8 protein-coding genes are annotated in these 17263 nt (G+C 34.8%); 1 reads left to right on the plus strand and 7 read right to left on the minus strand.

The genetic code is table 11. The features are described from left to right. Positions 1–2: 2 nt before the first annotated feature. From ACWNT5_RS02825 to ACWNT5_RS02840, 4 genes are all read right to left on the minus strand, one after another. Complete coding sequence (locus ACWNT5_RS02825; protein WP_456516549.1) at positions 3–5414, minus strand: Ig-like domain-containing protein; 5412 nt, start codon at positions 5412–5414, stop codon at positions 3–5. Between the two features lie 223 nt (positions 5415–5637). Beyond that, positions 5638–7914 carry a polysaccharide lyase gene (locus tag ACWNT5_RS02830; protein WP_456516550.1) on the minus strand — a complete coding sequence of 759 codons (2277 nt, stop codon included), beginning with the start codon at positions 7912–7914 and terminating at the stop codon, positions 5638–5640. Positions 7915–7954: 40 nt separating this feature from the next. Next, positions 7955–9838 (minus strand): polysaccharide lyase, encoded by a 1884-nt coding sequence (locus ACWNT5_RS02835; protein ID WP_456516551.1) that lies wholly within the window; start codon positions 9836–9838, stop codon positions 7955–7957. Between the two features lie 80 nt (positions 9839–9918). Further along, positions 9919–13248: a cellulase family glycosylhydrolase gene (locus ACWNT5_RS02840; protein WP_456516552.1), complete on the minus strand. Its 3330-nt coding sequence runs from the start codon at positions 13246–13248 to the stop codon at positions 9919–9921. 13 nt (positions 13249–13261) lie between these two features. On the opposite strand from ACWNT5_RS02840, the gene ACWNT5_RS02845 reads away from it, so the two are divergent. After that, a complete protein-coding gene (locus ACWNT5_RS02845; protein ID WP_456516553.1) occupies positions 13262–13495 on the plus strand; it encodes a hypothetical protein in 234 nt (77 codons plus the stop codon). Positions 13496–13846: 351 nt separating this feature from the next. Here the strand turns inward: ACWNT5_RS02845 and ACWNT5_RS02850 are convergent, their stop codons facing one another. The 3 genes from ACWNT5_RS02850 to ACWNT5_RS02860 form a co-directional block, all read right to left on the minus strand. Then, positions 13847–15118, minus strand: coding sequence for an IPT/TIG domain-containing protein (locus ACWNT5_RS02850; protein WP_456516554.1), 1272 nt, complete (start codon positions 15116–15118; stop codon positions 13847–13849). A 258-nt stretch (positions 15119–15376) separates the two neighbouring features. Beyond that, positions 15377–16288 (minus strand): PorP/SprF family type IX secretion system membrane protein, encoded by a 912-nt coding sequence (locus ACWNT5_RS02855; protein WP_456516555.1) that lies wholly within the window; start codon positions 16286–16288, stop codon positions 15377–15379. Positions 16289–16293: 5 nt separating this feature from the next. After that, on the minus strand, positions 16294–17263 hold a 970-nt coding region (locus tag ACWNT5_RS02860; protein WP_456516556.1), incomplete at its 5' end, for a gliding motility-associated C-terminal domain-containing protein.

Below are 17263 nucleotides of genomic sequence, written 5' to 3' on the forward strand. Positions count from 1 at the left end.
CCTTATTTTTTTACAAATAAGAGTGATTCTTTAAATCGTACAGCTTTGATTGACAAGAAATAAGAACCTGATGGTAATTCAGAAACATCTATTGTTTCTGTCTCATTTTTAGTATTAATTTCTTTTACAACTCTTCCATCTACACTTATTATTTGAAGTGTTTTCAATTCTTCAGACATCATCCCTGTAACTGATAAATAGGAATCCAAAACTGGATTAGGAAATGCTTTAATCTTTATAAGATCTGTTTCTGGGTTTAATCTATCACAATTCGGAGCAGTTGCCGAATTAGTGAAATAAATCGTATAGTTCCCAGACTTAGAAACCAATGCAAGATTTTCACCATCTCTAGCTACCCAATAAGCACCATCTAACCCATCAAAACCAGTATTATTAAGCGTTACCTCAGGCTGAGCATTTTGTAATTGAAAAGTCATTGTATTCTTAAAGTCTACATACCAATCTGGTGATCCATTATTTGTATTGATTGCAAACTGGTATAATCCGTTGTTTTGAGGTGCCCAATTGATGGTAAACTTCCTGAAATTGCTAAACTTGGGACCGTTATTTCCTAATACATGAACATTGGAATATGTAACTTTATCCATAGCAGCAAGACCGCTATTGGCAGGAGTTTCGAATGAACAACTATTATTGTTATCGCCACCTCCATTGTCATCAGATTGTACTGTTAATATAAACGTAGTTTCCGACGTGTTTCCATCATTATCAGTAGCAACAGCTTTGAAGGAATGAGTTCCTATTCCAAGTCCATTTACCTCTTGTGGATTAGGGGATCCATCGTGTCCCCACTCATATGGAGCTATATTTTCCTGGCGAACCAAATTATCGTTAATATATAATTTTATATTAGAAACACTTCCATCTGGATCAGATGCGTTCACAATTACAACAAGGTCATATCCTTCTTGTACCGTAATATCATTAGAAGGAGAAGCAAAGGAAACATTTGGCCCTTGATTACCACCAGTTCCAGTAACTGTTAGTGTAAATGTTTTACTGGTTGTAGCACCATCATCATCCGTAGCTTCTGCCTTGATTATATGTTGGCCAACAGAAAGTCCTAAAAGCTCATCTGTATTATTCCCTTGACCCCAAGTGTAAGGAGCTAACAATTCTTGACGAATTAAGTTTCCGTCCACATACAACTTTACATTATCAATAGTTCCATCACTGTCTGAAGCATTCACGGTAACTTCAAAACTACTATATCCTTCTTGTACAGAAGTATTACCAGATGGAGTAGCAAAGGATACAGATGGAGGTTCATTTTCTCCTGGATTAGATCCATTTTTGGTAATTAGTATTATCCAATCACTACCAGTACTATTAGGAGCATTCCCAAGTGATCTATTACCTCCACCACTCACTGAAGTAACCGAACCATTGACTAGATTACCACCATTTCTGGGGTTGTACCATTTTACGGTAAACTGACCACTTTGTCCATTTAAATTAAGATTTGTAGACCCTCCATTTTTTAAATAAACCACATAAGCCTCTCCTTGTTTTGCGTAGCAGTAATCATTGTTGTTAGAAGATAAACCGTTATTATTACGCATTTCCGTTAACGGAAGATCGGTAATATTAAAGAATCGGATCGCATGACGTCCATAATCCCACCACTTATCTCGGCTTCTAAAATCCTGAAGTGTAAGATCAGAATGTGCATTTTGATATCCAAAATACCACTCATTACCCCATCCACCTGCAAGTAATGTTGCCCAAAGAGCATTTTTACGTCCGTCTGTATGTGAGTTTGCAGCATTATTATCTGGTCGTATAGCATGTTGCGCATCACCAGGTTCATCACAGGCAATTGCCCATTTTTTACCTGAATTTCTGGATTTGTCAATTCCTTCTTTTACTCTACTAAAAACATTGGTAAAATCAGATTTATTCGTTTGTAATGAAAAACCTGTTAGTCTAGATTGATTTCCAGTTAAGTAATCAGGAAAGTCATTCGGATGTTTATGTATTACCACATGATGGCGATATGGATCATGCTTATAAAAGTACTCTGCCATCGCCCTTTCTTGCGCTGGTGATTGATCAACAGATTGTGGTCCTCCACCATTTTCTTCTCCTAAATTCCAATTAAGGGCTAAATTATATCCAAATCTTGCAATAAGTTCGCGATAATATAATTTACGTTGATTACCAGTATTTCCATTATCTAGAAGGGTTTCATTTTCTGTTTCTTGAGTCTTAAAATGTGCAAAAATTCCATTTTCTTGCATATGCTCAATTACAATTGCCCATTGAGCCAATTTAGAAACATCCATGCGAGTTCTCTGATTGCTTGCTATGTATGGATACACATTCTTATCATCCCCATTGATATTCATCGTCAAAAATGACATAGAATTTAGACCTTCACTAGCGATATAGTTTACAGCTCCGATCAATCCTTTTCCTTTTCCATTTTTCCAGGTAGGATCTCCATTATCCCAATCGTTTATATGGGGTTGATAATCCTTTCGGCGATTCCCCTCATTGGGAGTATTATCAAAATCATCATACGCAAATAGATTTTCTGGAGAATCAGGTCCTTGCTTTATCATATATTCTCCTGTTTCTGCAAATTTCAGGTAATGCTCTCCTACATATTGCAAACGACCTTTTCCTCTAAAATCTCTTCCTGTTTTATCAGAAGCATCAATTGAAAAAGATCCTGTTTTTCCATTCATGAAACCTGCAACTGTTCCTGCAGTTGCTCCATCATTAACAGCCACATTATTTCCTTTTCTAAAAGAGACGTTATAATTCCACTGACCTGTTTTATCTGGTGCAAAATGTACTATCCATTTGTTACCACTATTTGCTGATGTTTGTGCAGCATTTCCATCAGCGGCATAATAACCAGGGACTACGTAGGATGGAGAACCACTCTGATGCGTGAACGTTACATTTAGTCTATAATTTAAAAATGGATTGTCACCAGCAGTTTCTGAAGTATTCGGTCCATCAAAAGTTAAGGTGACCTTATGCCATTTTTTACGTTCTCCACTAATAACAACGCTTCCATCACCATCACTTCCACCTCCATCATTACCATCACAGGTAGTTTCTTGTAATGAAGTATCAGTAGCATTGACACTAGATTTATTTAATGTCACTCTATCGATAATATGATGCTTAGAACGACCAGAAATTAACATGGTATAGGTGCCAGGAGCATCAAACTCTACAAACACATCATGGGGATCATTATCACTTACTTTGGTTGTCCAAGTCCAATTGGTAGTTCCTGTAGAATATACTTTAAAGTATCCTTCTCCTCCAGAACCTTCTGGATTTGGAGTCTTTCCTGACCCCTTCGGATATACTATTTCATTTCCTTTTTGTGCATAAAAATCACTTGCGTCAGGGAACTTCAACCAAGTGTCATTAGCTTCTGTAGGACTATTCCCTTCACCAACTTTAGATCTCCATTGAAATTTATATCTTCCTGGAGAATTAATTTTAATTTTTGTAGTAATAACTCCATTACCAGGATCATTAAAGTGATCAGGACCTGTCCATTCTAAATATCCTCCTCCAGTAAATCCTGAAATAGCACTTCTCTCACTCCAGTTTCCAGAAGCAGATAGATTTTCCGTTTCGATTACTACTAATCCGTTTTCTTCTTCATAAGTATCACAAGTATCTCCTCCACCTGAAGATCCTGATACTGTAAAACTATCCGTATCTTCATCTGTTGCTCCATCATTATCAGTTACTACCACTCTTACAATATAACTTCCCGCTTGTACATTCATAATTTGATGAGGAGTGTAATTGCCTCCATCCGTATCTACTAGGTTTCCGTTAACAAAAACTTCATGTTTGGCTATATTACCGTCAGAATCACTTGCATTAATAGTTATGCTTACATCTTCTCCTACATTATATGAATTATTTAAGCCTGTAATTTGAACATTAGGAGCAGTATTAGCGACTGCGTCCAAACCTAAGTCTATAACTTGAAGATATATTGGCTGTCCACTTCCGGATCCTCTTTCCATTAGATAGTAATACAATATTCCATCTTTGATATGTACTACACCATGTCTAAAACTTTTTCCTGATGAAGCATTATAAATTTTGTCCCATGAGTTTGTTCCTCCTTTAGCTTTATAAATAACAGGTCTACCCGACTCCAATCCTATGAGGTATACATCATTTCCGATAGAATGAAAGTCCCCACCAGGAAAATTCGTAGATGTTCTAAAATTATCATCCCCTGCTTTTTTATAAGTATGCACGTTTTTAGTTTCAGATGCGCCTATTACTCTAGTTCTAAAGTGAATACTGCCATTTTCTGTAATGGTCCAATCCGCGCCACTGGATATCTTAACAGAATTTCTTGTTGACCCAGACACTGTATTACCAGGTTCTGATATAAATATTTTTTCAGGATCTATAAGAGGAGTACTTACACTTCTACCCTTATGATCTTTCCAATTAGTAAGGTTATTGGAATTTTCTGCATAAGCATAATAGAATCCATTATTAAGAGAAAACTTATCATTGCTAATATTTTTTCTTGTATGAAAACCGATATGCATTTTACCATTGATAAACTTAAAATCGCCATACAAACCCCAATTATAGTTGATTCCTCTATTTTTAGCATTTAGCACATTAAAATCTTTAAAACTACTCCAAGAATTACCATTGTATTTGGCTGTCATGTATTTCCCATTATTATTACCTCCTTCTCTCATAGAAACAAAGAGTTCTCCCGCCTCATTATTGAAAAAAGTAGGATAAGTTAGGCCTTCATAGTTGTCTCCATTTTTAAGAAATAAGCGTTTAGGAAAAAATTTATCTAATGTAAATTCTTCGTCTGGCAATGTTGCAACATTATCCCTAGAATAGCTATACCTGAAGTAATCATTACTAAGACTACCATTTGATGGTCGATTTTTGGAATATGCGTGCATATCATATAACAAATGTACTGTTCCATCAACCGGAGCGATACCAACCGCTATCGTGTTATGAGATTCGCCAATATGAGGCCTGTTTTGAAATCCGGTATGCTTGTGTGGAAATTGAATAGTTACTTGAGTTTTGGTATTCATATTATACCGGGTTAACATTACATGTCTATTAGATTCTCCACCTTTATACCAAGTCATAAAAACGTATTCCTTGTAGGTATAAATGCAATCTCCATGTGGAGTAATCCTGCTACCAAAAGCATAGTCATATTTTGATCTATTAGGGTAGTTTAAACGCTCTTCCTCTGGTACTTTTGATCCATCAAAAAATAAAGCTTGATTAGAGATTTTGATCTCATCAACTAAACTTACTTGTCCTATCACAGGATCTGTGGCAAAAAAGAGTAACAAGCCGTACAAAAAAAACGATGAAATTTTTTTTGAAATTTTACTACGTTCAATCATGATTGTGTAATATATTTTGAGGTTAATAAATTAGATTGTGATTCCGAAGAATCAGATATTTGGTTTTAAGATATTTGACTGAATAACAAGAACATGAACAAAAATTTCCTCTAGTATTAACTCTTCATATAAGAGAACAGCATACTAGTATACATAGGTTGGTCATCCTATGGAACCAACCTATGTATTTGTGATTTGTTTGGCGGGTATGTCTTGAATTATTTTACTTAATAAATAAAGTAGATTGTTTAGAGTTCTTACCTCTGCTTATCAGCAAATAAGGCCCTTTTGGCAACGCTGAAACATCCAGTACCAGTGTTTCTGATATGTTTTTAGAGTCTAATTCTCGGATTACTCTTCCTTGAAGATCTACGATCTGTAGTACTTTAGTTTTTGCTGATAACCCCACAACATTTATGATATTTCCATCTACTGGATTAGGATATACCAACATTTTTTCTTCAATATCTTCTAAATCTGAAGATCTATTACAATTTGGTTCTGAAGATGAATTACTAAAGTATATAGTAAAGTCTTTGTTTTTAGATACCAATACAAAGTTTGCTCCATCCATGGTTACCCAGTAAGATCCATCTAATCCAGCAAATCCTGTATTATTCAGCGTTACTTCTGGATTTGCATTCGCGAGCTGGAATGTCATTGTACTCTTAAAATCTACATACCAATCCGGAGATCCATTATTGGTGTTAATAGCAAATTGATATAATCCATTATTCTGAGGTACCCAGTTGATAGTAAACTTTCTAAAATTACCAAGTTTAGGTCCATCATTACCAATAACATGAACATCAGAATACGTTACTTTATCCATTGCAGATAAACCACTGTTTGCAGGTGTATTAAATGAACAGTTGTCATTACCATTTCCATCTCCGCCTCCATTATCATTATCTCCTTGCACAGTTAAGGTAAATGTTGCCTGACCGGTTTCACCATCGTTATCCGTAGCAACTGCTTTTATGGTGTACGTTCCTGCCGAAAGTCCATTTACTTCATTTGGATTTGGAGAATTATTATGACCCCATTCGTAAGGAGGTACATTTTCCTGACGTACTAAACTATTATTGATATATAATTTTACATTAGATATGCTTCCATCAGGATCGTTAGCATTCGCTACCACTGTAAGATCATATCCTTCCTGTACTGTTATGTTGCCCGATGGTGAGCCAAAAGAAACATTTGGTGCTTGATTATTACTTGTGCCATTAACAGTAAGCACAAAAGTTTTACTAGTTTTTGCTCCGTCATTATCAGTGGCTTCTGCTCTAAATGTATGTTGTCCTACTGACAATCCAAGAAGTTCATTAGTATTATTTCCTTGTCCCCAAGTATATGGAGCCACACTTTCTTGGCGAATTAAATCTCCATCTACATACAATTTCACATTACTAATGGAACCATCATTATCTGAAGCATTTACAGTAACCTGAAAATCATTATACCCTTCTTGTACACTTGTATTTCCAGAAGGAGTTGCAAAAGAGACGTTTGGTGGTGTATTCTCTCCTCCATCAGGTGGGTTACCGCAACCTGTCCATACCTTAAAATCATCGAAAAAAGTATACTCTGTTCTAGGTGAATGCCAAACAGGATCAGTTCTACTTCCTCCTCGATATGTATTCATTATCAATGCATTGATTTTTAAATTACTTTTTCCTGAGTTACGAATTTTAGCGTTGTTATCACGATATGTTTCTACACCATCGATCCACATGATCACTTTACCATTTCTCTGTCCTGGCGTGTTCATTTTGATATACTGGCGAATGGTATACCATTTATTATCCTTCAGGTTAGAATAAATTCTTTTTGCATCTCCACAATCTCCATCTTGTCGTGGTTGTCCATTTGTTTTATCAGCGAAATAACTATACAAAATAAAATAAGGTTGGTCTGTTTGTGCTCTATTTCTTCGCCACATCAAACGTGCAGACCATCCATCTGTATTATATCTACAACCAGATGGGATAGAACCTCTACCTGAGGTTTCACTATTAATACCATTTGTTGAACCTCCAAGACCTGGTAATTTACCACCAGTAGCCCAGAAGAAATTATCATCAAATTTTACTTTGTATTCGAGATAGGCTTCATCCACTGCATCAAAATAAGGATCAAATAAAAACCCACCTGATCTACCAGATGCATCGTTCTTTAGATATTGAGCTCGTAGTGTTCCGTTGACAATTCTTGTCTCTTGAGGAGTGTTTTCTATCAAATTACTTGCTGCTCCAGGACCTTCCACACCTCTATATGTAGATGCTGTCCAAGGTTTTACCTTATTATTAAAATCACTTTTTATATCTGAAATAGAATATCTCCTATTATTCCAATTATTAAAATCAACATCAATAATGGTATTACATTGTGCAAAAGCTTGTTCGTTATTAAAAAGAAATGCAAGGCATATCATTAGAAATGACATCACAAAAACATTTCTATTTTTATTCGGTTTATAGATTATACTTTCTTTCATAATCATAAAATTTTTGTTAGTTAATAAGTTCAGTTTGTGTTTAGATTTTTACTAGCTTGTATCTTTTAGATTTGCCTTTAAAAGATTTGAGTTCCATAAAATAAATACCGTTGTTTAGTGAGGTAACATCAATAGACATAGAGGTTTCTTTAGTTCTGGTTTTAAGAGCTTTAATTCTTTGTCCATTAATATTATATATGACGATTTCCTGAATATCAGTATCAAGACCTTTTAAAAGAAGTGAATTCTTTACCGGATTGGGATAATAAGAGAATTCTGATATATTTTCTAAGTCTGGATTTTGCTTATTATCACAAGTAGGACTTTGGTTAGTATTACTAAAATATAAAGTGAATCCTTTGTTTTTAGATACCATTACAAAATCCTCCTCATTTGTTGTAATCCAGTAAGAACCATCTAATCCTGATATTCCAGAATTATCTATAGTTATAGAAGGGTTTGACTGTCCTAATGTATGGGTAAGTTTATTTTTTAGATCTACATAATAAGCAGGCACACCATTATTCGTATTAAAAGCAAATTGATATAACCCATTATTAGCTTCATTCCAATTGATTGTCATCTTTCTAAAATTACTTAGCGTGGGCCCATTATCACCTAAAATGTATACATTAGAAAAAGATGTTTTATCAATACTAGGAATACTATTACTTATAGGTGCACCAAAAGAGCAATTTCCATCACCTCCGGTATCACCATCACCGTCTCCATCTTCATTGGTAACAGTAAGCGTAAAAGTGGTTTCGGCGGTTGCACCTTCATTATCAGTAGCAATCGCTTTTATTATATGTGTCCCTACAGGTAAATTATTTATTTCATTGGGATTTGGAGAATTCGCATGCCCCCATTCGTAAGGAGCTACATTTTCTTGTCTTATAAAATTACCATCTACATATAATTTCACATTATTGATGCTACCGTCATTATCCGAAGCATTTACATTTGCATATAGACTATATCCTTCCTCAACCTCAAGATTATTGCTTGATGGAGTATTAAAAGAAATTGAAGGGTTCTGATTTGTATCACCGCCATTGTCCCCATCACCACCATTATCGCCAGAATCGTCAATTCTGTTTTTTGATACTTTAAACTCATCAAAATATGCATATATATCTTTGGTTGGTTGGAAAGTCTCATCACTACCACCAAAAAAAGTAGATAAATAGATGGAATTTAAATGAATATCTCCTTCATCAGCCTGGCGATAGTCACCATTATCGGTAATATCTATGGCTAATTGACCATTAAGCCAAGCTCTCATAATACCATTATTTTGACCAGGAGTATTTAATTTATTATACAATTCTATCTTATTCCATTGTCCTTTTTTAAATTTTACCTGATCTGGTTGTGGATTTCCATTAGGTTCCTCGTAGGGATCTATCAAACTCCAGTTAATAGAGGCGTGCCATCCTTCCCAACTAGGTTCTGTATTGTAATGCACATAAAACTCTGCAAGACCATCATATCTCCACATGAGTCGAAGTGACATATTTCTTTCTGAGGTTTGATAGGATAATCCAGGTAATTTTCCACCTGCTCTAAATTCAAAATCATTAGGAAAATATACCATATAACTGATGTATAATTCATCTAGGTTTTCTCCTGTATCCTCCCAATACACCTTAGTATGCATTCCACTATCATTGGTTTTTACTTTTCCTTTGGGATATTTAACTTTTAGAACTTTTCCTTGATTTGGGAAATCTTCTATAAAAACTCTTCCTTCATCAGCTCCTTTACAAAAAGAGACATCCAGAGCATCTCGTATCATGTCTCTATTATATTGACCTGAAGGTAAATGATCAAAATCGTATTGATATACTAAATCTTGTTGAGCTATGGCAACACTAGATAATAGTATCAATAAACATGTTAATAAATAGTATATTGATTTCATGGGACGTTTATTTTAAAATCATGAGAATAATCATCAGGTAGTACTCACAACTACCTGATGATTAACTTGGCTAAGACAATTTATTGCTTAGTAAATAGTATAGATTTTCTGAATTTTAGTCCTTTGATAATAAGGACATACATTCCTGATTTTAGATTCGATACATCTAATCCTGTATCGGTTCCTTCTATATGTTTTTGTAGTACAATTTTACCTTGCATATCTGCTATTTCTAAAGTAGATTTTTCTTGAGAAATACCTCTTACATTCAAGATATTATCACTTACAGGATTTGGGAATAATTTGATATCAGATATCTTGTCTTCTTCAATAGGTGATTTATTGTCACAATTAGGTGCTGAGCTTGAATTACTAAAGTAAATTGTATAACCTCCATTCTTGGAAACCATTACAAAATTAGCTCCATCTTTTGTTACCCAATAAGATCCATCAAAACCGCTTATTCCAGAATTGCTAATAGTAACCTCTGGATTACTTCCATTAAAATTAGCATTGCTAAAAGGTCTAAGGTCCACGTACCAATTTGGATTACCATTATTCGTATTCATTGCAAATTGATACAATCCATTGTATTGCGGATTCCAATTAATACTAAATTTTCTAAAGTTACTTAAGGATGGTCCTCCATTTCCAAGTACATGTGCTTCGGTATAGGAAATATTATCAAATGCTGGTAATGCACTATTTAAAGGAGCTCCAAAAGCACAACTATCTCCACTTCCATCACCGTCTCCACCATTCACCGTTAATACAAACGATGTTTCTGCTGTGTTTCCTTCATTGTCTGTAGCAACTGCTTTGAACGTATGATTCCCCGTAGGTAAATTAGTGGTTTCTGCTGGGTTTGGAGAAGTGCTATGTCCCCATTCATACGGATCAAATCTTTCTTGTCTCACAAAATTATTATTAATATATAATTTTACATTGTCTATTGATCCATCACTATCACTTGCATTTACCTTTACATAAAGACTCGTATATCCTTCATCAACAGTTAGATTAGAGGATGGAGAAGCAAATGAAATTGAAGGGCCTTGATCACCACTAGTTACCGTTAACGTAATTGTTGTAGAACTTTTGGCTCCATCATTATCAGTAGCTTCAGCTTTAAATGTATGTGTTCCCACAGATAACCCTACTAATTCGGCTGCATTACTTCCTTGTCCCCATTCATAAGGTGCTGAATTCTCCTGACGAATTAGATCATTATCCACATATAATTTCACATTGCTTACGGAACCATCAGCATCAGACGCGTTTACAACTACTTCCAAGCTAGTATATCCCTCTTCTAATGAAAAATTACTTGAAGGAGAAGCAAATGATACGTTAGGTGCTTGATTAGGACCGCCTCCATTACAAGGCACGATATTCCAACTAGGACATGATTCTGTTACAAAATTTATGGTTCCATCGCTCACTGGGAAATCAGGAGAATTTGGATTACGCGTATTATTCCATACATGAATTTCGGAAGGATCTCCTTGTTTTTTTCGAGCTGTTTGTATTTCGTTTGCTCTACTTCCTAAATTAAATGTATTATTAAAAATGGCATTTCTATAACCTGTATTAAATCCAGTTCCTCTATCTAAGAAATCCACTCCTGCATTAAGAATATTAGATCCATCGATGTTGAAGGTATTATTATATACAAAACCATATGCTCCTTTAAGATCTATGAATGCATCCGCACTATTTTCTCCAGAAAGACCTTGTGCAGAGAAAGTACAATTACGGATAATCGTATTTTTAGTACCTTCTTTTACATCTACACCTTCTGCAGTTACATTAGGTCCTACGATACAACCATCAATGGTATTATTGTTACATTCTCTTTCATATTGGTCATGCTGTCCTTTGTCTGATCCCACATACAATCCTTCACCGATTCCTGGCTTTTTAATTCCTACATTGTATACTCTACAGTCTTTTACTAGGTTAAAACTAGATCCGTCTCTAAGGTGAATCCCTTCTTCTCCCAATTCTCTTACTGTTACATTCTCTAAAAGACCGTGATTGGCATTGTCAAATACAATCCCTTTAGAACCTTCTTCAAAAATGATATTCTTTATTTCCCAATAATCTCCAAGCATATGTAAAACATAACCATCATATTTACCATTTTCACCTTTTAGTATTGGTGGGTTTGATGGATTTTGGGCTCTCATGATAATTGGATTAGACTGCGTTCCATTTTTGTCTGAAGCATATCTTGTTGCTCTTCCTCCAATATTAATCTTGTCTGGAGCTTCATACGTACCAGAAGCTATAACAATTTCGTCTCCTGGTTGTGCATTTTGCATCGCATTTCTAATACAATCTACTGTATTACAATTGATTATTCCTGGCTCTCCATTATCTCCGTCTCCACCACCATCAGAATTTTCAGTCCAATTCTCTATAAGATTTTTAATATATACTCCTGTATCAGTAAGTTGATTGTTTTTTAAGCCATTTATTCCTTGGCCTGGCTTCACTATAGATGATCCTTCAGATTTATCACTAACCGCCCAATTTACATGGCTAATATTGTTATCTCTAAAGAATTCCATCCATCTTTCTGTCTCCTGAACATCTGCATTTCCATCTCCATTAGCATTTACAGCTCCCCACTCTGTTACAAATAATGCTACTCCATTGTTCATTGCAGTCTGTGCTTTATTTCTTAAAAACTGCGTGTGTGTTCCTGAATAAAAATGCAGTGTATATGCTGTATTTGAGTCGTTAATAGGATTATTTGATGCGATATCTACATCTTGTGACCAAGTAGGAGACCCAACAATAATCAAATTATCTGGATCCTCAGATCGGATAGCCGCGATCACAGTTTCTGCATAGCTTTTTACTTGTGACCAAGATTGATTTATAGGCTCATTATAAACTTCATAAATTACATTGGGCTGGTTACCGTATAAAGATGCCATTTCTCTAAAGAAATCTGCAGCCTCAGATGTATACTGTTCTGCTTCATGAGTATGCCAATCAATAATTACATACACTCCCTGAGCTATTGCAGCATCAATTATTTTTCGAACCTTATTTTTCTGAAAATTAGGGCTATCTATATAACCAGTTCCTCCATCCCAAGATTCTTTTACTCCCATAGCTGCTCTAACTATTGAGCTGTTCCAATTGCTCACCAAATGTTCAACAGTTTCTGCATCATAAAAATCTGATGTGTCGGTAGCGTTACTCCAAAACAGGCTATTTCCTGCTAAACTCACTGGATTATTATTCTTGTCAACTATTTGATTTCCTTGTACCTTTAACCTTCCATGTTTCTGGACAATAGTTTGAGCAAATGCTCCTACTGTGACAAATAAGAATATTGCCAGCCATAGCAATCTTTTTACTAAAAAGTGTTTCTTGTGTGTGTAATGCATTCTCATAATTACATTGTTTGTGTTATTTATAGTTATAAGTGATCAGATACACTTAGTTACACAAAACAGTATCAAATGTTTTGTAGCGTATCGTAATTACCTTGAAAAGAAATCGACAGGTATTGATGCTACTCTCGAAAATATCAGCAAGCATGATTTTGTTTTAGAAATTGAAAGAACTAAAACAACGCATACCTTAACTGTATTATACAACAGTATTCATTATACCATGCCAGATACTCTTCTGGTATGATCCAATAATTAAAAAATGATATGTCTAAACTCCGGAAGGGTGGTAGATAGAATTTAGATATCGAACTTACTTGCAATCATATTTAATTCAGAAATATTCGTAAGATCTGGAATAATTATAACCTAAGCTTACTGATCTAATAAACCCACAGTCTCAATTATATACTTATTTCTGATTTTAAATACTTCTATTTAAGTTTGTCTAATTTTAAAGAACAACTTAAATAATGTTTTTTGTTTCCCGTCTAAGACATTGTTCTCGACGGTTTTATAACTCATTTTACTTGTTTTTAGTATGCTTTTAGCGTCTTTTTCATTGAAAAAAACAGCATATTTATTCGTTTATTATTACCTATCTTACATGTAAAGGACCTCCTTTAGTAATGTAGATATTATCAATACTCAGTGAGTATTCGCCATCATGCTCTCTTCTTGAAGCAATTGCAAATCTTGTTAAGGTTTCGACTGCATATACCGACCAAGTTCCTGTTCCTCCTGATGGTCCAGAATTAACAAACTGATCAAAACTTATCGATAAAGTATACCAGCCATCATCATTAGGTATATAATCTAAATCTTCCAGGTTTTGTAAACTTGGTCTAAATTCTACGTATTCATCTGTCGTAGATCCATCACCATCCGCATCGTAACCTTCATCGAATCGTAACCTAAAACCAGCTAATGGACCACTATAATCATTTGGAATACCTTGAAAATTAATTTGAATATTAAAATATAGTTGTGTTAATTCTCTACTATCTTCATTAAAAAAATCTGCGAAGAATCCAGAGGATTCTCTAGAATGGCCTATTTGTCCTGTGTAGGATCCTGAATCTCCAGTATCACTAGTTCCTCCGATGTAATAAAAATTATTATCTATAGGGTTAGGAACCAACGTAGCATCTGATGGCAACATATCACTAACACCAAGATATGAAATCTCTGCATCGCCACCAGAACTAAAAAGAACGGTTGCTTCATCAAAAGTTTCAAAATATGGAGTCATAACTTCGACAACATAGAATTCATTTGAATTAACATCTGTAGAAGAAACACCTCCTTCACTAGTTAATTCAATTGCACTAAGACCAACCGGAGATGCACCTAAGGTAAAAACTACCTCTGTTTCTGTTGTACTTATAATGGTTCCGTCTATTCCTCCAACAGTAACCTTATTTACTGTAGCCATAGCTGTTCCTGTTAAGGTAATCTCTTGTCCAACCTGAGCAGACTTTGGTGTAATATCTGTTACCTGAGCAGCACCAATAACTGCAACTTCAAAACTTTCTACACTAATCGCTATCCCTCCTTCGGTAATAACAGAGAGCTTCCCTGTTGTACCTCCTTCTGGGACTATTGTCGTAAGTGATCTTAATTTATTTTCACTTATGGTTGATGTAACTCCATTAAAAGAAACTTCCGTCGCATTTAGCAAATCGGTACCAATTATTGTTATTTCATCACCAGGTTCTCCAGATTCCGGAGAAAAACCAAGAATGGCTGGAATTCTAATTCCTTCATTAGCGGAATCATCATTACTACAACTCACACAAAGTGTAATAACGCTTAGAATACATAAGACGATAGATGAAGATCTACATACTATATCGTTTGCGTGAATCATTTTTTAAAGAGTTAAAATTAAGCCATGGTAATATTACTACTTCATATGACTTTAATAATTCACATTTAGGGATACATAAATACAAATACTTGAAAATCAATTTTTTAAAACGCCTTTAAAAAACTTAAAAACCAGAAAACAACTTACTTTTATTATTGGAATTCCATCATGAAATATTAATGAAGATTGCTAAATTCAAAAATATCTTTCTTAAAAAGTTCTATAATTTTTGAATTCTTATGTGATTTTTTGGTGCCGCTAAAACCCTTCTCCAGATCGGTATGTTAAGATAAATCCATTGGTATTATTAAAGGGAGTATCTCTATTAAATGCAGTATAACTATACGCAAAACGCCAATTCTTTAAGAAGTAAAATCCTGCAAGCGCATTTAAGGATGAACTACTGCGATACCCAGCTCCAATTTCAATTTTATTTTTATAATTAACGGAAACATTAAAATCAAATTGTGCCGGTGCATCTGCTTCAAACTTTATTAATGCACTTGGTTGTATTCTTATTTCTTCAAATCGACTTAAGTATAATCTATATCCACCATATAAATAATATGGTGTTTGAATATTCACATTTTGATCGGAAGCAATACTATTAGAAAATAGATTCTGCGCAGAAAATCCAATGTACAGTTTATTATGATTATATAATATTCCAAATCCAAAAGTTGGTACTGTCACATTTACATCGTTTTGGAAGTTCGGATCACCTTGAATATTTAATCTTGATAAATCTTCATTAAAAAAAAGCACACCAGTGGTTAACCCAAAGGAAAGTACATTTGGATTATAATTCCACCAACGAGCTCTGTTATAATTATGATCAAAGAATATTTTATAGGCATATGAAGCGAAAATCGTTGTGGCTGTGGTTACTCCTATCTGATCACTTATAAAACCTCCACTAATTCCAACACTATTTTCAAAGGCGTTGGTACTTACAATTCCAGAAAAAGTTCTAGGATTCCCCTCAAACCCACTCAGGTACCCAAAATTACTCAAACTTACCTCTGTATCTGAATAATAACCTGAATGAGCGGGGTTTATTAAAACTTGATTGTAGTAATAATCGGAGAAAACTGGTGTCTGTTGAGCTCTCGTGTTATTATAGTATGACGATAGCATTACCGCCATTAGTAGGTATATATATTTTCTCATAAAGTCTATCGTTTTAAAACTAAAAATCCTTTTAGTTTTTTAAGTGAATTAGGGTTAGCAATACGAATGTTGAAAAAATATGTTCCTTCTGGTAGTTCGCCACCTCCAAGATTTGTTAACCTGTTTGCTGTCCCTCTAAAAACCCTTGAAGTATTATTATATCCTGAAATTTCAAATACCATATCTCCCCAACGGTTGTATATAGAAACAACATTTTCAGGATAATTTTCTATCCCGTCTATTTCCCAAAACTCATTAATACCATCACCGTCTGGCGAAAATCCATATTTAGTATCGTCTTCAATAGCTACTACGAGTGTCTCAGTAATAAAACTCTGCTCGGCACAGCCTATAGCATCACCTACAGTATTGTAAGGAATGATGGTTACGAATATTTCTGTAGCCTCTGGCAAATCTTCTGGCAATTCATATGTTGTTGCATTACCAACGTCTTCATTATTTATAATATCAGCTCCTCCAGAAGTAGTTCCAACAGAAATAAGATACCCTGTTGCATCAGTCGCGGTATTCCAACTTAGGTCTGTAGCAATGGAAACATCAGTAGCTCCATTTAATGGAGAAGATAAACTGGTACAACCTGGAATAGTTGCTAAAGTTTCGGTAGTAAAATTCTCTTCGGTACAGCCCGTAGCATCTCCCACAGCATTATAAGGAATGATAGTTACAAATATCTGGGTGTTTTCGGGCAAATCAGTTGGAGCATCATATGTTGTTACATTACCAACATCCAAATTATTTACAATATCACTTCCATTCGATGTAGTTCCAACAACTAATCTATAACCTGTAGCATCTGGAACAGCATTCCAACTTAAGTCTGTAGTAATAAAAACATCAGTAGCTCCATTTAATGGAGAAGATAAACTGGTACAACCTGGAATAGTTGCTAAAGTTTCGGTAGTAAAATTCTCTTCGGTACAGCCCGTAGCATCTCCCACAGCATTATAAGGAATG

This window comes from Aquimarina sp. 433 (assembly GCF_054054605.1).